Raw genomic sequence first — 19,240 nt, forward strand, 5'->3', positions numbered from 1 at the left:
CTTCACCTCACGCCTTTTCCACGTTGACGAGGAAGGACTTGAACTCCGGCGTCTGCGTGTTCCCGTCGCCCACGAAGGGGGTCAGGGTGTTGGTCAGGTAGCCGTTGCGCGCAACCCCGGAGAAGCCCCAGTGCAGGGGGATGCCCACGTGGTGCACGGTCTTGCCGTTGACCTGCAGTGGCCGGATGCGCTTGGTCACCACCGCCACCGCCTTGATGAAGCCGCGGTTGGAGGAGACCTTCACGCGGTCGCCGGCCTTGATGCCGAGCTCCTTGGCCAGCGCCTCGCCGATCTCGACGAACTGTTCCGGCTGGATGATCGCATTCAGACGGCAATGCTTGGTCCAGAAGTGGAAATGTTCGGTGAGCCGGTAGGTGGTCGCGGCGTAGGGGAACTCGTCGGCCTTGCCGAACAGCTCCATGTCGTTCTTGAACACCCGCGCCGCCGGGTTGTTGATCGCCTGCGGGTTCTTGTGCAGCGGGTTGATGCCGATCGGCGTCTCGAACGGCTCGTAGTGCTCGGGGAACGGGCCTTCGGCCATCTTGTCGACGGCGAAGAAACGCGCCACGCCTTCGGGGTTCATGATGAATGGGTTCATCCCCGCTTCCGGCGGTACGTCGACCTTGTAGTCCGGCACGTCGGTGCCGCCCCAGGCCTTGCCGTTCCACCACACCAGGCGCTTCTTCACCGGATCCCAGGGCTTGCCGCTGGGGTCAGCGGAGGCGCGGTTGTAAAGGATGCGCCGGTTGGCCGGCCACGCCCAGGCCCAACCCAGGGTCTGGCCCATCGCGTAGGGGTCGCTGTTGTCGCGGCGGGCCATCTGGTTGCCCTGTTGCGTCCAGGAACCGGCGAAGATCCAGCAGCCGCTGGCGGTACTGCCGTCCTCGCGCAGCAGCGCGAAGCCCGGCAGCTGTTCGCCGGCTTTCGCCAGGAGCATGCCGTTGGCCGGGTCGACCAGGTCGGCCAGGGCCTTGCCGTTGTACTCCTTGGCCAGCTCGTCCGGGCCCGGCTCGTCGGGTTTGAGGTAGTTCCAGTCCAGGCCGAGGATCGGGTCGGGGAACTTGCCGCCGTCCTTGGCGTAGGCATTGCGCAGGCGGTGATACAGGCCGGCCATGATCGCGATGTCGGTACGCGCCTCGCCCGGCGGCTCGGCGCCCTTCCAGTGCCATTGCAGCCAGCGCCCGGAGTTGACGATGGAGCCGTCTTCCTCGGCGAAGCAACTGGTGGGCAGGCGGAACACCGTGGTCTGGATGGCCTTGGTATCGACGTCGTTGTGCTCGCCGGCATTGCGCCAGAACTCGGAGGTCTCGGTGGCCAGCGGGTCCATCACCACCATCCACTTCAGCTTGGCCAGCGCGGCGCTGACCTTGGCCTTGTTGGGGAAGGAGGCGATGGGGTTGAAGCCCTGGCAGAAGTAACCGTTGACCTTGCCCTGGTACATCATGTCGAAGTAGCGCAGCACGTCGTAGCCGGCGCCCGGCATGTCGAGCTTGGGCAGCCAGTCGTAGCACCAGTTGTTGTCCTTGGTGGCGGCCTTGCCGAACCAGGACTTCATCAGGCTGACGTGGAACTTGCCGTAGTTCTGCCAGTAGGACAGTTGCCCCGGGCGCAGCGGCTTGGCCGTGCGCTTGGCGATGTAGGCATCGTAGTCCTGCTCCGCGTCCATCCCCAGGGTCAGGTAGCCCGGCAGCAAGTTGGACAGCAGCCCAAGGTCGGTCAGGCCCTGGATGTTGGAGTGGCCGCGCAGGGCGTTTATGCCGCCGCCGGGCATGCCGATGTTGCCCAGCAGCAGCTGGACCATCGCGCCGGTGCGGATCATCTGCGCGCCCACCGAGTGCTGGGTCCAGCCCAGGGCGTACATGACGGTCATCACCTTGTCGGGCGCGGCGGTGGTGGCGATCTCCTCCCACACCTTGAGCATCATGTCCTTGGGCGTGCCGCAGATGTTGCTCACCACGTCCTGCGTATAGCGGCTGTAGTGCTGCTTCATCAGGTTGAACACGCAGCGCGGGTGTTGCAGGGTCGGGTCGACCTTGGCGAAGCCGTCCTCACCGAGTTCGTACTGCCAGGACGACTTGTCCGGGTAGGTGCGCTTCTCGGCGTCGTAGCCGTTGAACAGGCCGTCCTCGAAGCCGAAGCCCTCCTTCACGATGAAGGAGACGTCGGTGTAGTTGCGCACGTACTCCTTCTGGTACTTGCCGTTTTCCAGCAGGTAGTTGATCAGACCGCCGAGGAAGGCGATGTCGGTCCCGGTACGGATCGGCGCGTAATAGTCGGCCACCGCGGCGGAACGGGTGAAACGCGGGTCGACCACCAGCAGGCGCGCCTTGTTGTGCGCCTTGGCCTCGGTCACCCACTTGAAGCCGCACGGGTGCGCTTCAGCAGCGTTGCCGCCCATGATCAGGACCAGATCGGCATTCTTGATGTCGGTCCAATGGTTGGTCATGGCTCCACGGCCAAACGTCGGGGCAAGACTTGCCACCGTCGGGCCGTGTCAGACACGTGCTTGGTTGTCGAACGCCAGTATGCCGAGAGAACGCACCACCTTGTGGGTGATGTAGCCCGCTTCGTTGGAAGACGCCGACGCGGCCAGGAAACCGGTGGTCAGCCAGCGGTTCACCGTCTGGCCCTGGGCGTTCTTCTCGATGAAGTTGGCGTCGCGGTCTTCCTTGATCAGCTTGGCGATGCGGTCGAGCGCCTCGTTCCAGCCGATGCGTTTCCACTCGCTGGAACCGGCCTCACGGATCTCCGGATACTTCAGGCGGTTGGGGCTGTGGACGAAGTCCAGCAGGCCCGCACCCTTGGGGCAGAGCGTGCCGCGGTTCACCGGGTGATCGGAATCACCCTCGATGTGGATGATGTTCTGCGCAACGTTCTTCGCCGCATCCCCCTGGCTGTACAGCAGGATGCCGCAACCCACCGAGCAGTACGGACAGGTATTGCGGGTTTCGACGGTGCGCGCAAGTTTGAAATGGCGGACCTGGTCGGCAAAGGCATCCGGGGGTGCAACCCCCAGTGCCGCCAGGCTCGATCCTCCAAGGCCTACAGCGCAAACCTTGAAGAATTGCCGACGGTTCATATCCATCGTGCGTCTCCTGATCAGGCAGCGTACGTCCGGTACATCGCCGGACCCTTGCTGCTTAAAAGATAGCCAAGCCGGGGCAATGCGCCAGCTTTGAGCGGGGCAGACCATGCACGCGGGTTTTTTGCGGCGCATTGACGCGCGTCAGGACGTCACTCAGAACGGACTGGTCAATACGCCTAAATGGGCAGTCGGCGGGTAGGAACAGGAGATACCGTTGCCGTCCGGGCGGCAGGCGGACTGCAGGCGGTCACGCTGGAGGGACTCGTGCAAGCCCAGCAGTGCCAGCCCGACGAGGATGGCGAGCAGGTAATGGCGCGCATGTCTTCTTCTTATCGCTTTCATGACGACCTCCGTCACTTCAGCCTGCGATCGGGGCACAGGACCCTGCCATAAGGGAAAGTCTGGAACCTATCCGCCAGCTGTCAACCGCCGGCTTGACCGAAATGCCTGAATGAGCCGGCAGCCGGGCCGTTCACCGACGCACGGCAAGCCAATAGGGTGATGGGACCTCACCTGCCCACGGTTCCGTCCATGCCCAGCGCCGCCACCCCGCCCTACCCCCACCTGCTCGCCCCGCTCGACCTGGGCTTCACCCAACTGCGCAACCGCGTGGTGATGGGCTCGATGCACACCGGGCTGGAGGACCGCCTGTGGGATTTCGGCAAGCTCGCCGCCTACTACCGCGAACGGGCACGCGGCGGCGTCGGGCTGATCATCACCGGAGGTTTCGCCCCCAACCGCGAAGGCTGGCTGCTGCCGCTGGGCAGCAGCCTCACCAGCGGCCTGCAGGTTCCGGCGCACCGGCGCCTGACCCAGGCGGTGCAGCGCGAAGGCGGCAAGATCCTCCTGCAGATACTCCACGCCGGGCGCTACGGCTATCACCCGCTGGTGGTATCCGCCTCGCCGGTCAAATCGCCGATCAGCTGGTTCAGCCCGCGCGAACTCTCCGAGCGCGGCATCCTGCGCACCATCGCCGCCTTCGTCCGCTGCGCGAAGCTGGCCCAGGCCGCCGGCTATGACGGCGTGGAGATCATGGGCAGCGAGGGCTACCTGCTGAACCAGTTCCTCAGCCCGCGCACCAACCAGCGCGAGGACCGCTGGGGCGGCGACCTGGGCAACCGCATGCGCCTGCCGCTGGAGATCGTCCGGCGTATCCGCCGCGCGCTGGGCGAGCGCTTCATCATCAGTTATCGGCTGTCGCTGCTCGACCTGGTGGACGGCGGCAACCGCTGGGACGAGGTGCGCACCGTTGCGCGAGCCCTCGAAGGCGCCGGCATCGACCTGCTCAACACCGGCATCGGCTGGCACGAATCGCGGGTGCCAACCATCGTCACCTCGGTGCCGCGTACCGCCTTCGCCGAGATCACCGCGCGCCTGCGCCGCGAGCTGCGCGTGCCGGTGATCGCCAGCAACCGCATCAATACGCCGGAAGTCGCCGAACGACTGCTCGCCGACGGTCATGCCGACCTGGTCTCCCTGGCGCGCCCGCTGCTGGCCGACCCGCAGTTCGTGGCCAAGGCCGCCGCCGGGCGTGCCGACGCGATCAACACCTGCATCGCCTGCAACCAGGCCTGCCTCGACCACGCCTTCGCCAACCGCCGCGCCAGTTGCCTGGTGAACCCGCGCGCGACCTTCGAGACGGAGCTGCGCTACCGCAAGGCGCGAATACCCAAGCGCATCGCCGTGATCGGCGCCGGGCCAGCCGGGCTTTCCGCCGCCTGCGTGGCGGCCGAGCGCGGGCACCGGGTGACGCTGTTCGAGGCCAGCGGCGAGATCGGCGGGCAGTTCAACCTGGCCAGGCGCGTGCCGGGCAAGGAGGAATTCCACGAGACACTGCGCTACTTCGCCGTGCGCCTGCGCGAACTGGGCGTCGACGTGCGACTGGGCCGGCGCATCATCCGGGGCGAGCTGCGGGGGGAGTACGACGAGGTCATCGTCGCCACCGGCATACGCCCGCGCACGCCGCAGATTCCGGGCATCGCCCACGGCAAGGTGCTGGGCTACCTCGACGTGCTGCGCGGCGCGCCGGTGGGCGAGAAGGTCGCGCTGATCGGTGCCGGCGGCATCGGCTTCGACGTCGCCAGTTTCCTCCTGGCCGAGCGTGACGGACCGCAGCCATTGGGCGACTGGCTCGGCCAGTGGGGCATCGACCTGGACAACGCCACGCCGGGCGGGCTGATCCCGCCGGTCGCCGCCGCGCCGCGCCGGCAACTCTGGCTGCTGCAGCGCAAGGCCGGCCAGCCCGGCGCCGGGCTGGGCAAGACCAGCGGCTGGGTGCACCGCGCGCACCTCCGGCACCACGGCGTGCGGATGCACGGTGGCGTGGAGTACCTGCGCATCGACGACGACGGGCTGCACGTGCGCATCGACGGCAGGGAGCAGTGTCTTGCGGTGGACAACGTGGTGATCTGCGCCGGACAGGAGCCGCTGCTGGAACTGCAGCCGACGCTGCCGGCGGAGAACCTGCGTTACCACGTCATCGGCGGTGCCAACGTGGCGCGGGAGCTGGACGCCAAGCGGGCGATCCGCGAAGGCGCGGAGTTGGCCGCACGCCTTTGACGGCTCTTCGTAGGAGCGAGCTTGCTCGCGAACAGTTTTCCCTGCTGCTGCGGTGCCGGGCGGTTCGCGAGCTCGCTCCTACAGGGGACGCACCGGCATCACGCTGACTCCAGCAGCCCCTTGATCGCCTGCAACAGATCCTTCTCCACCCACTGCGCATCCCGCTCGAAGGTGGCGTCATCCATCTGCGGCTGACGCAGCAGGGTCAATTGCAATTCGCAGCCGTCGCCATTGGCGATCAAGCGCAGCGGGATGTGGATCGCCGGGCTGTCCTCGGGCAGCACCGCATGGTCCAGCACGCCGAAGGCATTGCGCGGCGAGAAGCGCACCCGTAGCGGGCCCTGGGCTGTCTGCGCCAGCCACAGCTCGCCCTCCAGCGGCTCGATGGCAGTGCACAGGCCGGAGGCCCAGCGGGGGAAGTTTGCCGGTTCGGCGAGAAAGTCATAGGTCTCGCCCCAGCGCCGCTCGATACGGACACTCAGGGTGCGGGAAGGCAACGTGGTCATGGCGGCTCCAGGGATCGGGCGCAGAGATGCTCCAGTCTGGTGCATACTAGCCGGCTGCCCTTTCCGCTTCGATTGCCCAGGAGTCCCTCCATGCCCACGCCGCCCTGGTGGATGTTCGTACTACCCCTGATCGCCGGCGCCTGCCTGCCGCTGCAAGCCGGCATCAACGGCCAGTTGGCCAAGCAGGTGTCCAGCGTGCTGGCCGCCGCGCTGATTTCCTTCTTCGTCGGCACCATGGGCCTGCTGGTGCTGACCCTGGCCAACCGCGACTTCCCCAGCCTCGCCGCCCTGCGCGAGCTGCCCTGGTGGCAATGGTGCGGCGGCTTCCTCGGCATGTTCTTCATCTTCATTGCCGCCTTCGCCGCCCCGCGTGTCGGCGCGCTGATGTTCATGGTACTGGTGCTCGCCGGCCAGTTGGGCATGGCCATGACCCTCGACCACTTCGGCTGGGCCGGATTCCGCGAAGCGCCGGTCAGCGGGCTGAAGATCGCCGGCATGGCCGCCATTGCCGTCGGCATCTGGATGATCCGCAAGGGCTGATAAGCTGGAGGGCGGCGCACGGCACGCTCGCAGGAGAATCCCATGACCGATATCCAGGTGATCCTGGTCGACGAACACGACAACCCGACGGGTACGATGGAGAAGCACCAGGCGCACCACCTGGGGCTGCGCCACCGGGCCATCTCGGTGTACCTGTTCAACCGCGCCGGCGAGTTGCTGCTGCAACGCCGCGCGCTGGGCAAGTACCACTGTGGCCGGCTGTGGAGCAATAGCTGCTGCGGCCATCCGTACCCGGACGAATCAGCCCGGCACGCCGCCGAACGCCGGCTGCGCGAGGAAATGGGCGTACAGGTCGCATTGCGCAAGCTGTTCGAGTTCAGCTACCGCCTGGAGCTGCCCAACGGCATGACCGAGCACGAGTACGGCCACCTGTTCGGCGCCATCGACGACCAGCCGCCGCGGCCTGATCCCGAGGAAGCCGACGACTTCCGCTACGTCGCCCTGGCCGATCTGGACGCCGAGATGGCGGCGCAGCCCGAGCGCTTCACCCCCTGGTTCCGCCTCTGCTACCCGACGTTCCGCCAGTACCTGCGCGACCACGGCGGACTCACGGTCCTGTCGACGGACTGAAGCCCGCGGTTCGCGCCCGCGCTGTTCGTCGCCCCTTCTCTTCGTCGAAAGACCGCGCAATTCTTCGCGCCGGCCACTATGATGCGCGCCTTCGCAACACCCCGCCGAATGCCGCCATGAGAAAACCGCCGCTGATCGCCAACGCCGAACTGGACCGCCTGGAAACCTGGGCCAAGTACACCTCGGGCCTGTGCAAGGACTGCAACGCCACCTGCTGCACCATGCCGGCGGAAGTGAACGTCAACGACCTGATCCGTATCGGCATCGTCGACGAATTCGAGCGCGATGAACCGGCGAAGAACATCGCCAAGCGCCTGCTGAAGGAAGGCGTCGTCGAGCGCTTCAACCAGAAGAGCGGCATATTTACCCTGACCCGCTCCAGCAACGGCGATTGCTACTTCCTCGACCGCAAGACCCGCCTGTGCACCATCTACGCCAAGCGCCCGGACACCTGCCGCAACCACCCGCAGGTCGGCCCGCGCCCCGGCTACTGCGCCTACCGCAAGAAGACTGCCTGAGCGCCGGGCAGCTAAGCCGTTTCGTGTCTTCTCGTAGGAGCGAGCTTGCTCGCGAACCTGCAAGGCACGGTGCCATGCGGTTCGCGAACAATAACGATGGCGTCCCCCTCGCTCCTACCGGTGGCGCCCGCGCCTGAACCGGCTCGCTATACTGCGGGCCTGCTCAGGAGCCCCGCATGACCCCCCTGCTCGAAGCCTGGCGTCATTCGCCGACCCACCGTCGCGTCTGGGCGCTCGCCGCGCCGATGATCCTCTCCAACATTTCCGTCCCCCTGGTCACGCTGGTGGACAGCGCGGTGATCGGCCATCTGCCGCATGCCCACCAGTTGGGCGCGGTGGCCGTCGGCGGCGGGCTCTACACCCTGCTGGTGGGCGTGCTCGGCTTCCTGCGCATGGGCACCACCGGCTTCGCCGCCCAGGCCGCCGGCCGCAGCGACGGCGGCGCGCTGCGGCGGATTCTCGGCCAGGGACTGTTGCTCGCGCTCGGGCTGGCCCTGCTGCTCGGCGTGCTGGCGCTGCCGCTGAGCGATCCCGCCCTGGCACTGATGCGCCCGTCCGCCGAACTCGACACACTGGCCCGCCAGTTCTTCCACATCCGCCTGCTCGGCCTGCCGGCGGCGCTGGCCACCTACGCGCTGGTCGGCTGGTTCCTCGGCACGCAGAACGCCCGCGCGCCGCTGGCGATCCTGCTGACCACCAACCTGATCAACATCGCCCTCGACCTGTGGTTCGTGCTCGGCCTGGAATGGGGCGTGGCCGGCGCCGCGCGCGCCTCGGTGATCGCCGAGTGGAGCGGCGCGCTACTCGGCCTGGCGCTGACCCGTGGCGCGCTCAGGCGTTATCCCGGCCAGCCGGACTGGTCGCGCCTGCGCGCGTGGATGAGCTGGCGGCCGCTGTTGATGGTCAACCGCGACATCTTCATCCGCAGCCTGGCGCTGCAGGGCGTGTTCTTCCTGCTCACCGTGCAGGGCACGCGCCTGGGCGATGCCACGGTGGCCGCCAACGCGCTGCTGCTCAACGGCCTGATGGTCACCTCCTACGCGCTGGACGGCCTGGCCCACGCCGTGGAAGCCTTGTGCGGCCACGCCATCGGCAGTCGCGACCGCACCGCGCTGCGCCGCTCACTGGTGGTGGCCTGCGGCTGGTCGCTGATCGCCAGCCTGCTGTTCGTGGCGTTCTTCACCTTCGCCGGACATCTGTTCATCGCCTTGCAGAGCGACATTCCCGAGGTGCGCGCCACCGCCGACCAGTACCTGCCCTACCTCGCCTGCCTGCCGCTGATCGGCCTGTGGAGCTACCTGCTGGACGGCCTGTTCATCGGCGCCACCCGCGCCCGCGAGATGCGCAACGCCATGCTCCTGGCCTGCGCCGCCAGCCTGCCGCTGGGCCTGCTGCTGCAACCCTTCGGCAATCACGGATTGTGGCTGACCTTCCTCAGTTTCATGTTGCTGCGCGGGCTGATTCTCGGCGCCTACGCCTGGAGACTGACGCGCCACGACGCCTGGCAGGCGCCCGCCGAGACGTAAGGCACGGGACGAAGGAGCGTCACGTCGAGCGGCGGCGCGTGGGGAAAAAGTGGGGGCTGCGCTGGAACGCGCGGATTCCGCCCTCTACAGTGCCAGGCACGCCGGACGTGGCCGCGCGACGCTCGGGCGCCGCCCGCAGGATCCATCGCGCGCCCCATCGAAGGCCCCACCAGAAGGACACGCCTCATGGCCCAAGCCATTGCCGCCTACCTGCACTACCTGTCGATCTTCGTCCTGTTCGCCCTGCTGGTGCTGGAACACCGCCTGTTCCGCCTGCCGCTGGACCTGGAACGCGCGCGCAGCCTGATCGTCGTCGACATCGCCTACGGCGCCTGTGCCGGCGCGGTGCTGCTGACTGGCGCGGCGCGGGTGGTGTGGTTCGCCAAAGGCACCGAGTATTACCTGCACAACAGCCTGTTCCACGCCAAGATCGGACTGTTCGTACTGGTCGCGCTGCTGTCGATCCTGCCGACCATGACCTTCCTCAATTGGCGCAACGACCTCAAGGCCGGCCGCGTCCCGCAGGTCGGCGCGCGCCAGGCCAGGCTGGTGACCATGACCATCCGCCTGGAACTGCTGGTCCTGCTGATCCTGCCGCTGCTGGCCAGCCTGATGGCGCGTGGTTACGGAATGATCGGCTGACCCCGACGCTCATTCCCGGGGCGCGAGCAGCCCCGCCAGGCGCTGGCGCAAGGCCGTTACCTCTCGCTCCGCCGGCCACAGGCGGAAACGCTCGCGCAATACCGTCAGCAGTTCGTCCGCATCCTCGATGCTGCGCTGCTCGACGTTGCCGTCGACGGTACGCCGGGTGAACTGGCCGTTGTTCAACGACAGCCGCGCACCGCCCTCGCTGACGGCCACGCGCAGGAAGCGGCGAAACACGCTCTGCGGATAGGTCGAGGTGTACCAGTTGCGCATGACGTAATCGACCCATTGCTGCGCTTGCAGGGTGAAGCGGTACAGCGTCTGCCAGCCGGATGGGGAACGCGCCGCCATTTCCAGTTCGCCGTCCGGCTCGCCGGTCAGCCGCCAGCCGCCGGGCAGCTCCTCGTTCACCCGCAGCGGCAGCGCGCGGGACGATGCGGGCCCGCCGAAGCCGATGTCCACCAGATACGCACCGTCGGCGAGGTCGATACGCAGCAGCAGGTGCGTCTGCGGGGTCTGCGGCGCATCGGCCGGCAGCCCCCAGCGCACCCGCCCGACCAGCAGCGTCACCCGGTAGCCGAGGCTGGTCAGCAGGCGTGCGAACAGGCTGTTGAGCTCGAAGCAGTAGCCGCCGCGACGCTGTTCCACCAACTTGGCGAAGACCGCCTGCGGATCGATGTCCACGGTTTTCTCCAGCAGCACGTCGAGGTTCTCGAACGGTAGCCGGTGCAGCGCCGCGTCGATCAGCCGATCGAGGTTCGCCAGCGTCGGCGCCGGGCGCGCAGCCGGCAGGCCGAGGCGGGCCAGCGTGGCGTCGAGCTGGGCGGCGCTGAAGGGGGTGAGCGGGGTCATGCGAATCTCCTTTCGCGAAGCATTCAATGAGTGGGTTCCGGGATCACCAGCGGGCCGCAGTGCTCGTCGCTGATGATCACCGCGAGCAGCCGGGCCGCCGTGCTGGCGCTGGGGTTCTCGGCGAACAGGTGCAGCTCGCCGCGGGGCTCGAACCAGGTTTCCCCGGGACCGTAGGTCCGCGCCGGCAGGCCCTGCATCCGCGAGCGCACCTGGCCGTACAGGACGATGGCGGTCAACGCCCCCGGATGCCGGTGCGCCGGCGTGTGGGCGCCGGGCGGAAAGTCCACCTGCAAGGTGGTGACGACCTTGCCGGGAACCTCCGCCAGCGGCTCGCAGGACAGGCGGCTGACCTGGGTACTCGGCCTGGCATCGGCCCGAGGCTGCGCGGGACCGTCGGCGAGCTGCACCAGCGGGCGCGACCACGGCTGCCAGAGCAGCGCACCCGCCGCCACGGCGGCGGCCAGCAGCCATCCGACGCGGGCTTCGTGGCTCGGCACGGACCTCATGGGAGGGCTCCTTCCAGGCGGAAGCCCGGCTGCCACCCCAGGCGATGGCGGGCCTTGGCCGAACTGACCTCGATGTCCCGCTCGGCCACGTTGTAACAACCACGGACGCCCCACTCCAGCGCCAGCAGCGCGGCGCGGGCGGCGTCATCCACATGCACGGCCAGGCGTGGGTCGGGGGCATCGCTGCCGGTACCCGGCCCATACAGGCGACCGTAGCGCAGTACGATGCCTTCCATCGGCGTGGCGCCGAGTACAGCGGATTCCAGCGCGGCCACGCCGCCGACACTCACGGCACGGTTGCCGGCGGCCGCCAGGTCCAGCGGCTGCTCCTCGTGCAACGGCGCCTCGCCCGGTGCATAGGCCCAGGCGATGCTCTGCGCCACCATGCGCTCGGCGCCAGCGGCCAGGGCAGCGGCCACCAGGTTGGCGGTACCTTCGCGGCGCAGCCGGGCATTGCGCGGGTGGGCGGCGGGCATCTGCGCCGGGTCCAGGCCCGCCGGCAGGTCGGTGAGCTGATGGATCACCCAGCGTGGCTGGAACGCTCGCAGGGCGTCCTGCAATGCGGCGGCGTCATAGACGTCCAGCACCCTCGCCTGGGCGCCCACCGCCTCCAGCGCGGCGGCGCGCTGCGGCGAACGGCTGACCGCGAGCACCTGGTAGCCGCGCTCCAGCAGCAGCGGCAGCAGGCGTTTGCCGATGGCGCCGCTGGCGCCGGCGAAGAACACTTTCATGCACATGGTCGACCTCGAAACGGGCGGATGGCTAGGGGGAGTGAAGAATGGGTTCACTCTAGGACCGACATGCCCCAGCCCACAGAGCCAAGATCACGCAAACCCACTGGGACATGACGCCAGCACATTTGATCCAGATCCGGGCAGAGCCGCCGCCATCGTCTATAACAAACGGCTCAATACCCGTTCTTGAAGGAGTCGTCATGAGCCAAGTCTTCGATGTCGCCGTAGTCGTCGGCAGCCTGCGCAAGGAATCCCTCAACCGCAAGATCGCCAAGGCCTTCGCCGAACTGGCGCCGGCCAACCTGAAGCTGGAAATCGTCGAGATCGGCGATCTGCCGCTGTACAACGAGGAGCACGACACGGGCACCCCGCCGGCCAGCTACGCTGCCTTCCGCGAGCGCATCGCCCGCGCCGACGCAGTGCTGTTCGTCACCCCGGAATACAACCGCTCGGTGCCCGGCGTGCTGAAGAACGCCATCGACGTCGGCTCGCGCCCGTACGGCAAGAGCGCCTGGGGCGGCAAACCCTGCGCCGTGGTCAGCGCATCACCGGGCGCCATCGGCGGCTTCGGCGCCAACCATCACCTGCGCCAGTCGCTGGTGTTCCTCAACATGCCGGTACTGCAGCAACCCGAGGCCTACCTGGGCGGCGCCGGCAGCTTCTTCGACGAGGCCGGCAAGCTGTCCGAGAAGACCCAGCCCTTCCTGCAGAGCATCATCGATGCGTTCTCGCGCTGGATCGAACAGAACCAGCCGCGCTGATCCCCAGGAGCCGGCCCCAGGGGCCGGCTCTCGTGATCACTCCTCCAGCAGGCGCGCCAGGCGCTGGCGCAGGTAACGGTTCTCCGCGCGCAACTCGTCCACCTCGTCCAGCAGGCGCAACGCCAGGGCGATGCCCGGCCAGTCCAGCTCGAACTCGCGGCGCAGCCGGACCGCGCGGCGCACCACGCTGACCGCCTGGTAATCGAAGAGCCAATGCCCTGCGCGTCGTTCGCGGGGCTCCACGATACCCACCTCGACGATCTCGACGAGCACGTCGCGGGGGAGGTTCACCGACTGGCAGAGCTCGTCGAGGTCCACCACCATCACTGTCGTCGTCATGCGCGTTTACCCCAATCGGCACGGGGGTCGAAGGCCGCCTTGGCAGCCAGTTCTTCCCAGAGTTTGCGGGTCGCTTCGTCCGCCGTCTTCGGCATCACCACCTTGAGCACCGCATAGAGATCGCCGGCAGCGGCCTCGCCCTTGTTCGGCAGGCCCTTGCCCTTGATGCGCAGGCGCTGGCCGGCCTGGCTGTTGGCCGGGATGCCGAGGTTGATCCGCCCGTCCAGCGTGGGCACTTCCACCTTGGCACCGAGCGCCGCTTCCCACGGTGCCACCGGCACGGTGACGACGAGGTCGCGGCCATCGACGTCGAACACCGGGTGCGGCACCAGGCGGATCGCCAGGTACAGGTCGCCCGCCGGCCCGCCGTTGATACCCGGCGCGCCCTGCCCCTTGAGGCGGATGCGTTCGCCGTCGGCGGTGCCCACGGGGATCTTCACGTTCAGCGTCTTGTTCTGCGGCGGCAGCTTGCGGCCGTACTCATCGAAGCTGGGCAGGCTGAAGCTGATCGGCCGGCTGTCCCCGGAAAGGGTTTCCTCGAGGAACAGCGGGACTTCCATCTCCACATCCTGGCCACGGTGGGCCTGCGGCTGGCGCGCACCGCCGAAGCCACCGTGGGAGCCGCCGGCGCGGGCACCGAAGATCTGCTCGAAGAAGTCACTGAAGTCCTGCTCGTGCCCCGGCGACGGGCCGTCGAAACCACCGCGCGGCTGCCAGCCGGGCGGTGCCTCGAACTGCGGCCCCTGCGCGCCGTACTTGCGCAGTTCGTCGTACTCGGCGCGCTTCTCCGGGCTCTTCAGCACTTCGTAGGCCTCGGAGACTTCCTTGAAGTGCGTCTCGGCGTCCGGCTCCTTGCTGACGTCCGGGTGGTACTTGCGCGCGAGCTTGCGGTAGGCGGTCTTGATCGCCTTCTCGTCCGCCTCGGGTTCGACCCCGAGCGCGGCGTAATAGTCCTTGAATTCCATCGGTAGCGGTCACTCCTCACATGCGTTGGACCTGTCGGCGCCTGGGACACGGGGGATTCACGCGGGCAGCCGGAGCCGCTGCGCGCACTGCGAGGCGAACAGGTGGAAAAAACGGGCTTCTGCGACAACAGATGGAGTCGCGGCGCCAGCTTTTCAACACTGCCTGCAAGCCTAGACGCTGATCCTGCATCGCGGCCGCCGGGACGCCTTGATACCGGTCATGGCATAGTCGTCTTCCGGATTAATCGCCGCCCTGGATAGGCCATGACCGCGCCCTTCGATTCGTTGCGCCAACCGCTGGACCCGAGCCATGAACTGCCGATCTACCGCCAGCTCTACGAGCGAATCCGCGATGCCATCACCCGTGGTGCGTTGCGCCCCGGCGAACGCGTACCGCCGGTGCGCGGGCTGGCCGGCGAACTGGGGGTGGCGCGCGGTACGGTGGGGCTGGCCTACCAGTTGCTGACCAGCGAGGGCTACCTGCTGGCGCGCGGACCGGCGGGCACCGTGGTTTCACCGCAACTGGCGGGGCGTACCAGTGCCCCGCCGCCCATCCGGGTCGATCCGGCGACGGTAGAACGCAGCCTACCCGGCCTGATCGCCCACGGCCCGACCCTGCGACCGTTCCAGCTCGGCGTGCCGGCGCTGGATGCCTTCCCCCGCGCGCTCTGGGCGCGCCTGTGCGCACGCCGTCTGCGCCAGCAGAGCGCGTCCATGCTGGCCTACCCGGAGCCTTGCGGCTACGGGCCGCTGCGCGAGGCGGTCGCCGGTTACCTGGGCGTCTCTCGCGGCATCGTCTGCGCCCCGGAGCAGGTATTCATCTGCGCCGGCTATCAGGGCGCGCTGGACCTGATCAGCCGCACCCTGCTCGAACCCGGCCAGCGCTTCTGGCACGAAGACCCCGGCTACCCGCGCGGCCGCGAACTGCTGCGCCGGGCCGGCGGCGTGCCAGTGCCCATCGCGGTGGACGCCGATGGCCTGCGCGTGGAAGACGGCATCACTCGCGCGCCGGAGGCGCGCTTTGCGCTGGTCACGCCATCGCAACAAAGCCCCACCGGCGTTGCTCTCAGCCTGCCGCGCCGCCTGGCCCTGCTGGACTGGGCGACGAGCAGCGGCGCCTGGATAGTCGAGGACGACTACGACAGCGAGTACCGCTACGCCGGCTTCCCGCTGCCGGCGCTGAAAAGCCTCGACCGTGCTGGCCGCGTTCTCTACACCGGCACCTTCAGCAAGGTGCTCTACCCGGCCCTGCGCCTGGGCTATCTCGTGGTGCCGGCGGAGTTGGTGGAGGACTTCGTGCGCGCCCAGCAGGTGTTCTCTTCCGGCTGCGCGGAACTGCTGCAGGCGACCCTGTGCGACTTCATGCAGGAAGGCCATTTCGCCCGCCATCTCAAGCGCACCCGCACGCTCTATGCCCGGCGCCGCCAATGGCTGCGCAACGCATTGGAAGAACGCCTCGGCGCGCGTCTGCGCTTCGCCGACACCCCCGGCGGCCTGCACCTGATCGGCGCGCTGGACCAGGACGACCTCGCCGTCGCCCGCCGCACCCATGCCGAGGGCCTCGGCCTGCAGGCGCTGAACGCCTGGTGCGTGGAGGCCAGGCGCGAGCCGGCGCTGCTCATGAGCTTCACCAACGTCACCGACGAACAGCTCGCCGGGCGCCTGGCAGAGCGGCTGGCGCCCTTGCTCGGCTGAAGCTCTCTGGCGACGCAATAGCGTCCGGCACGTCCCGTTCGCGAGCAAGCTCGCTCCTACGAAGGGCATGCCGGTGTTCCCCTGTAGGAGCGAGCTTGCTCGCGAACCGACTCGGCCAAATCACCGATGGGTCCCTTGCTAGCCGCCAGAAAAAGCCTTTGGCGCCCCTGTTCGGCTGATTCCGGGGGCGTGTGCCGGTCAATACCTCCGATGGCAAAAATTGACTGACGCTCGACGTTGACCGAGGTCAATTTTCCTACGGGCAATGCCGTTAGATTCCCACAACATCTTGTTGTCTTGAATAACTCGAGACACAGCATGTTGTGGAATCCAGCCAATGCCCCTGACACGGACCGCCCCTCTTCCCGCCAGCCTGCGCAAGCGCAACGGCAGCTCAGCCGCCTTCGACCCGAGCAAGATCGAACGCGCCATCGCCGCCGCCGGCGAGGCCAGCGGCGAGTTCACCGCGCCCCACGCCGGGGAGCTGACCCGTCGCGTGCTGGCCCGCCTGCCGGCCCGGAACGACCTGGACGTGGAGCAGGTGCAGGACGTCGTCGAGCGCGCCCTGATGGAAGCCGGCCACTACCCCACCGCACGCGTCTACATCGTCTACCGCGAACGCCACGGCCGCCTGCGCCGCGAGCGCAAGACGCTGGTGGACGTCGCCACGTCGATGAACGAATACCTGTCGCGGGAGGACTGGCGGGTGCGCGCCAACGCCAACCAGGGCTATTCCCTGGGCGGGCTGATCCTCAACGTGTCCGGCAAGGTCACCGCCAACTACTGGCTGGACGAGGTCTACAGCGAAGGCATCGGCGTCGCCCACCGCGAGGCCGACCTGCATATCCACGACCTCGACATGCTCGCCGGCTACTGCGCCGGCTGGTCGCTGCGAACCCTGCTCAGCGAAGGCCTGAACGGCGTGCCGGGGCGGGTCGAGGCCGGGCCGCCGAAGCACCTGTCCAGCGCGCTGGGGCAGATGGTCAACTTCCTCGGCACCCTGCAGAACGAGTGGGCCGGCGCCCAGGCCTTCAGCTCCTTCGACACCTACCTGGCGCCCTACGTGCGCAACGACAGCCTGAGTTATCAACAGGTGCGCCAGGCGCTGCAGGAGTTCATCTACAACCTCAACGTGCCCTCGCGCTGGGGCACCCAGACGCCCTTCACCAACCTGACCTTCGACTGGGTCTGCCCGGAAGACCTGCGCGAGCAGATTCCCTATGTCGGCGGCGTGGAAATGCCCTTCGCCTATGGCGAGCTGCAGGCCGAGATGGACCTGATCAACCGCGCCTACATCGAGGTGATGCAGGCCGGCGACGCCCACGGCCGGGTGTTCACCTTCCCGATCCCGACCTACAACATCACCCACGACTTCCCCTGGGACAGCGACAACGCCACGCGCCTCTTCGAGATGACCGCGCGCTACGGCCTGCCGTACTTCCAGAACTTCCTCAACTCGGACATGCAGCCCAACCAGGTGCGCTCCATGTGCTGCCGCCTGCAGCTGGACGTGCGCGAGCTGCTCAAGCGCGGCAACGGGCTGTTCGGCTCGGCGGAGCAGACCGGCTCGCTGGGCGTGGTGACCATCAACTGCGCGCGCCTGGGCTATCGCCATCGCGGCGATCTGGTCGGCCTCTACCGGCAGCTCGACTACCTGCTGGAGCTGGCCTTCGACAGCCTGGAGGTCAAGCGCAAGGTCATCCAGCAGCACATGGACGCCGGGCTCTACCCCTACACCAAGCGCTACCTGGGCACCCTGCGCAACCACTTCTCCACCATCGGCGTGAACGGCCTGCACGAGATGCTGCGCAACTTCACCGACGACCGCGAAGGCCTGCATACCGAGACTGGCCGGCAGATGGCGCTGGAGCTGCTGGACCATGTGCGGGCACGGCTGGTGCGCTTCCAGGAGGACAGCGGGCACCTCTACAACCTGGAAGCCACGCCGGCCGAAGGCACCACCTACCGTTTCGCCCGCGAGGACCGGAAGCGTCACCCGGACATCCTCCAGGCCGGCACCCCGGAAGCGCCCTACTACACCAATTCCTCGCAGTTGCCGGTGGGCCTCACCGACGACCCGTTCGAGGCACTGGAACTGCAGGACGCCCTGCAGTGCAAATACACCGGCGGCACCGTGCTGCACCTGTACATGGCCGAGCGCATCTCCAGCGCCGAGGCCTGCAAGACCCTGGTGCGCACCGCTCTCGGCCGCTTCCGCCTGCCCTACCTGACGGTGACGCCGACCTTCTCCATCTGCCCGGTGCACGGCTACCTCGCCGGCGAACACGAGTTCTGCCCCAGGTGCGACGAAGCCGCGTTGCAGAAAGCCGCGACCAAGAGCTGCGGCGGCTGTGGCGGCTGATTCCCCTTTCACTTTCATCCACGCAAAAGGAGCACTACCGATGACCGCGAACCAACTGCCCGAAAGCCAGCGCCAACGCTGCGAGGTATGGACCCGCGTGATGGGCTATCACCGCCCGGTGACGGCATTCAACGCCGGCAAGCAATCCGAGCACCGCGAACGCCGTCACTTCCGCGAGACGCGATGAGCAGTGTGCTCAGGGTCGGGGGCCTCGTGCCCCTGACCACCCTCGACTATCCCGGCCTGCTCGCCTGCGTGCTGTTCTGCCAGGGCTGCGCCTGGCGCTGCCGCTACTGTCACAACCCGGAGCTGATTCCGCCGCGCGGCGAAGCGGAGATCCACTGGGACGACATCCTGGCCTTCCTGCGACGACGCCAGGGCCTGTTGCAGGCAGTGGTGTTCAGCGGCGGTGAGGCGACGCTGCAAGCCGCGCTGCCGAGTGCGATGGCCAGCGTGCACGAGCTGGGTTTCCGCACGGGCCTGCACAGCGCCGGCATCCGCCCGGACGCCTTCTCGCGGGCGCTGCCCCATGCCGACTGGGTCGGCTTCGACGTGAAGGGACTGGCCGAGGACATGGATGCGATCACCGGCGTCAAACGCAGCGGGCCCGCCAACTGGCGCAGCCTGGAGCTGTTGCTGGAGAGTGGCGTTGGCTACGAGTGCCGCACGACTGTGCACTGGCAATTGTTCGACTTGGAGCGCCTGCGCCAACTGGCGACGCAGTTACGCCGCAGGGGTGTGGAAAACTTCGTCGTGCAGTTGGCTCGCAGCGGTCGGCAGCTCGATCCCGACCTGATCGCCACGCCGGCGCCCCAAGGCGCCATCGATCTCTGGCGGGAGCTTTATGCGCTGTTTCCATCCTTCGAACTGCGTGATGCCTGAACGCCAGTGTTCCCTTGCAGGAGCGGGCCATGCCCGCGATCGCGCGCATGGCGCGCTCCTACAATTCAACTCCACCTCAAGCGCTTTTGTAGGAGATTCTATGTCTACCCCGCCGTATCGGCCGCAGGCCGATACGGCTGCTGGGTAGTCATCAGCGCGAAGGATATCCGAGCC

19 protein-coding genes are annotated in these 19,240 nt (G+C 67.8%); 11 read left to right on the forward strand and 8 right to left on the reverse strand.

The window, feature by feature from the left end; translation table 11 throughout:
- Positions 1–7 precede the first annotated feature (7 nt).
- Complete coding sequence (gene fdnG, locus ACYCAX_RS16360) at positions 8–3,085, reverse strand: formate dehydrogenase-N subunit alpha (protein ID WP_460248393.1); 3,078 nt, start codon at positions 3,083–3,085, stop codon at positions 8–10.
- 153 nt (positions 3,086–3,238) lie between these two features.
- Positions 3,239–3,427: a hypothetical protein gene (locus ACYCAX_RS16365; protein WP_294974335.1), complete on the reverse strand. Its 189-nt coding sequence runs from the start codon at positions 3,425–3,427 to the stop codon at positions 3,239–3,241.
- 189 nt (positions 3,428–3,616) lie between these two features.
- Here ACYCAX_RS16365 and ACYCAX_RS16370 point away from each other — a divergent pair, with 189 nt between their 5' ends.
- A complete protein-coding gene (locus ACYCAX_RS16370; RefSeq protein ID WP_460248394.1) occupies positions 3,617–5,644 on the forward strand; it encodes an FAD-dependent oxidoreductase in 2,028 nt (675 codons plus the stop codon).
- A gap of 98 nt (positions 5,645–5,742) precedes the next feature.
- Here the strand turns inward: ACYCAX_RS16370 and ACYCAX_RS16375 are convergent, their stop codons facing one another.
- Complete coding sequence (locus ACYCAX_RS16375) at positions 5,743–6,150, reverse strand: SRPBCC family protein (protein WP_460248395.1); 408 nt, start codon at positions 6,148–6,150, stop codon at positions 5,743–5,745.
- A gap of 90 nt (positions 6,151–6,240) precedes the next feature.
- On the opposite strand from ACYCAX_RS16375, the gene ACYCAX_RS16380 reads away from it, so the two are divergent.
- The 5 genes from ACYCAX_RS16380 (at position 6,241) to ACYCAX_RS16400 (ending at position 9,967) form a co-directional block, all read left to right on the forward strand.
- Positions 6,241–6,690 carry a DMT family transporter gene (locus ACYCAX_RS16380; protein WP_015479030.1) on the forward strand — a complete coding sequence of 150 codons (450 nt, stop codon included), beginning with the start codon at positions 6,241–6,243 and terminating at the stop codon, positions 6,688–6,690.
- Between the two features lie 42 nt (positions 6,691–6,732).
- Complete coding sequence (idi, locus tag ACYCAX_RS16385; protein ID WP_294974346.1) at positions 6,733–7,281, forward strand: isopentenyl-diphosphate Delta-isomerase; 549 nt, start codon at positions 6,733–6,735, stop codon at positions 7,279–7,281.
- Positions 7,282–7,397: 116 nt separating this feature from the next.
- The gene (locus ACYCAX_RS16390; protein ID WP_015479032.1) at positions 7,398–7,799 is read left to right on the forward strand and encodes a YkgJ family cysteine cluster protein; all 402 of its coding nucleotides are present in this window, start codon (positions 7,398–7,400) and stop codon (positions 7,797–7,799) included.
- 176 nt (positions 7,800–7,975) lie between these two features.
- Complete coding sequence (locus tag ACYCAX_RS16395; RefSeq protein ID WP_460248396.1) at positions 7,976–9,325, forward strand: MATE family efflux transporter; 1,350 nt, start codon at positions 7,976–7,978, stop codon at positions 9,323–9,325.
- Positions 9,326–9,511: 186 nt separating this feature from the next.
- Positions 9,512–9,967: a DUF2214 family protein gene (locus ACYCAX_RS16400; RefSeq protein WP_015479034.1), complete on the forward strand. Its 456-nt coding sequence runs from the start codon at positions 9,512–9,514 to the stop codon at positions 9,965–9,967.
- A 9-nt stretch (positions 9,968–9,976) separates the two neighbouring features.
- Here the strand turns inward: ACYCAX_RS16400 and ACYCAX_RS16405 are convergent, their stop codons facing one another.
- The 3 genes from ACYCAX_RS16405 to ACYCAX_RS16415 are packed head-to-tail and all read right to left on the reverse strand — an operon-like array spanning position 9,977 to position 12,065.
- Positions 9,977–10,822 carry an arylamine N-acetyltransferase family protein gene (locus ACYCAX_RS16405; RefSeq protein WP_294974354.1) on the reverse strand — a complete coding sequence of 282 codons (846 nt, stop codon included), beginning with the start codon at positions 10,820–10,822 and terminating at the stop codon, positions 9,977–9,979.
- 23 nt (positions 10,823–10,845) lie between these two features.
- Complete coding sequence (locus tag ACYCAX_RS16410) at positions 10,846–11,328, reverse strand: cupin domain-containing protein (RefSeq protein ID WP_294974357.1); 483 nt, start codon at positions 11,326–11,328, stop codon at positions 10,846–10,848.
- The gene (locus ACYCAX_RS16415; protein WP_294974360.1) at positions 11,325–12,065 is read right to left on the reverse strand and encodes an NAD-dependent epimerase/dehydratase family protein; all 741 of its coding nucleotides are present in this window, start codon (positions 12,063–12,065) and stop codon (positions 11,325–11,327) included. Before ACYCAX_RS16415 ends, ACYCAX_RS16410 begins: the two co-directional genes overlap by 4 nt.
- Positions 12,066–12,262: 197 nt before the next feature.
- Here ACYCAX_RS16415 and ACYCAX_RS16420 point away from each other — a divergent pair, with 197 nt between their 5' ends.
- Entirely contained in the window at positions 12,263–12,823 is a 561-nt protein-coding gene (locus ACYCAX_RS16420; protein WP_015479038.1) for an NADPH-dependent FMN reductase, read from the forward strand.
- Between the two features lie 36 nt (positions 12,824–12,859).
- Here ACYCAX_RS16420 and ACYCAX_RS16425 read toward each other — a convergent pair whose 3' ends face one another.
- Together ACYCAX_RS16425 and cbpA are read right to left on the reverse strand one after the other, a co-directional pair.
- Positions 12,860–13,147: a chaperone modulator CbpM gene (locus ACYCAX_RS16425; RefSeq protein ID WP_294974416.1), complete on the reverse strand. Its 288-nt coding sequence runs from the start codon at positions 13,145–13,147 to the stop codon at positions 12,860–12,862.
- A gap of 11 nt (positions 13,148–13,158) precedes the next feature.
- Entirely contained in the window at positions 13,159–14,127 is a 969-nt protein-coding gene (cbpA, locus tag ACYCAX_RS16430; protein ID WP_460248397.1) for a curved DNA-binding protein, read from the reverse strand.
- A 264-nt stretch (positions 14,128–14,391) separates the two neighbouring features.
- Here cbpA and pdxR point away from each other — a divergent pair, with 264 nt between their 5' ends.
- The 4 genes from pdxR (at position 14,392) to ACYCAX_RS16450 (ending at position 19,066) form a co-directional block, all read left to right on the forward strand.
- Positions 14,392–15,822, forward strand: a complete 1,431-nt coding sequence (pdxR, locus tag ACYCAX_RS16435; RefSeq protein WP_460248398.1) for a MocR-like pyridoxine biosynthesis transcription factor PdxR — start codon at positions 14,392–14,394, stop codon at positions 15,820–15,822.
- A gap of 337 nt (positions 15,823–16,159) precedes the next feature.
- Positions 16,160–18,184 (forward strand): ribonucleoside triphosphate reductase, encoded by a 2,025-nt coding sequence (locus ACYCAX_RS16440; protein ID WP_460248399.1) that lies wholly within the window; start codon positions 16,160–16,162, stop codon positions 18,182–18,184.
- Between the two features lie 40 nt (positions 18,185–18,224).
- Entirely contained in the window at positions 18,225–18,371 is a 147-nt protein-coding gene (nrdD, locus tag ACYCAX_RS16445; protein WP_015479043.1) for an anaerobic ribonucleoside-triphosphate reductase, read from the forward strand.
- Entirely contained in the window at positions 18,368–19,066 is a 699-nt protein-coding gene (locus ACYCAX_RS16450) for an anaerobic ribonucleoside-triphosphate reductase activating protein (protein ID WP_294974376.1), read from the forward strand. The genes nrdD and ACYCAX_RS16450 overlap by 4 nt, the downstream gene beginning before the upstream one ends.
- Positions 19,067–19,240: the final 174 nt, after the last annotated feature.

It is taken from the genome of Pseudomonas sp. MT3, assembly GCF_054720805.1.

What these genes read in the sequence shown, in the direction of transcription:
- idi (WP_294974346.1), top strand. Translation starts at nt 6,733, where the DNA reads ATGACCGATATCCAGGTGATCCTGGTCGACGAACACGACAACCCGACG.
- ACYCAX_RS16405 (WP_294974354.1), bottom strand. Translation starts at nt 10,822, where the DNA reads ATGACCCCGCTCACCCCCTTCAGCGCCGCCCAGCTCGACGCCACGCTG.
- ACYCAX_RS16365 (WP_294974335.1), bottom strand. Translation starts at nt 3,427, where the DNA reads ATGAAAGCGATAAGAAGAAGACATGCGCGCCATTACCTGCTCGCCATC.
- ACYCAX_RS16440 (WP_460248399.1), top strand. Translation starts at nt 16,160, where the DNA reads ATGCCCCTGACACGGACCGCCCCTCTTCCCGCCAGCCTGCGCAAGCGC.
- ACYCAX_RS16380 (WP_015479030.1), top strand. Translation starts at nt 6,241, where the DNA reads ATGCCCACGCCGCCCTGGTGGATGTTCGTACTACCCCTGATCGCCGGC.
- ACYCAX_RS16425 (WP_294974416.1), bottom strand. Translation starts at nt 13,147, where the DNA reads ATGGTGGTGGACCTCGACGAGCTCTGCCAGTCGGTGAACCTCCCCCGC.
- cbpA (WP_460248397.1), bottom strand. Translation starts at nt 14,127, where the DNA reads ATGGAATTCAAGGACTATTACGCCGCGCTCGGGGTCGAACCCGAGGCG.
- ACYCAX_RS16395 (WP_460248396.1), top strand. Translation starts at nt 7,976, where the DNA reads ATGACCCCCCTGCTCGAAGCCTGGCGTCATTCGCCGACCCACCGTCGC.
- ACYCAX_RS16415 (WP_294974360.1), bottom strand. Translation starts at nt 12,065, where the DNA reads ATGTGCATGAAAGTGTTCTTCGCCGGCGCCAGCGGCGCCATCGGCAAA.
- ACYCAX_RS16370 (WP_460248394.1), top strand. Translation starts at nt 3,617, where the DNA reads ATGCCCAGCGCCGCCACCCCGCCCTACCCCCACCTGCTCGCCCCGCTC.
- ACYCAX_RS16450 (WP_294974376.1), top strand. Translation starts at nt 18,368, where the DNA reads ATGAGCAGTGTGCTCAGGGTCGGGGGCCTCGTGCCCCTGACCACCCTC.
- ACYCAX_RS16390 (WP_015479032.1), top strand. Translation starts at nt 7,398, where the DNA reads ATGAGAAAACCGCCGCTGATCGCCAACGCCGAACTGGACCGCCTGGAA.
- ACYCAX_RS16400 (WP_015479034.1), top strand. Translation starts at nt 9,512, where the DNA reads ATGGCCCAAGCCATTGCCGCCTACCTGCACTACCTGTCGATCTTCGTC.
- nrdD (WP_015479043.1), top strand. Translation starts at nt 18,225, where the DNA reads ATGACCGCGAACCAACTGCCCGAAAGCCAGCGCCAACGCTGCGAGGTA.
- ACYCAX_RS16375 (WP_460248395.1), bottom strand. Translation starts at nt 6,150, where the DNA reads ATGACCACGTTGCCTTCCCGCACCCTGAGTGTCCGTATCGAGCGGCGC.
- pdxR (WP_460248398.1), top strand. Translation starts at nt 14,392, where the DNA reads ATGACCGCGCCCTTCGATTCGTTGCGCCAACCGCTGGACCCGAGCCAT.
- ACYCAX_RS16420 (WP_015479038.1), top strand. Translation starts at nt 12,263, where the DNA reads ATGAGCCAAGTCTTCGATGTCGCCGTAGTCGTCGGCAGCCTGCGCAAG.
- ACYCAX_RS16410 (WP_294974357.1), bottom strand. Translation starts at nt 11,328, where the DNA reads ATGAGGTCCGTGCCGAGCCACGAAGCCCGCGTCGGATGGCTGCTGGCC.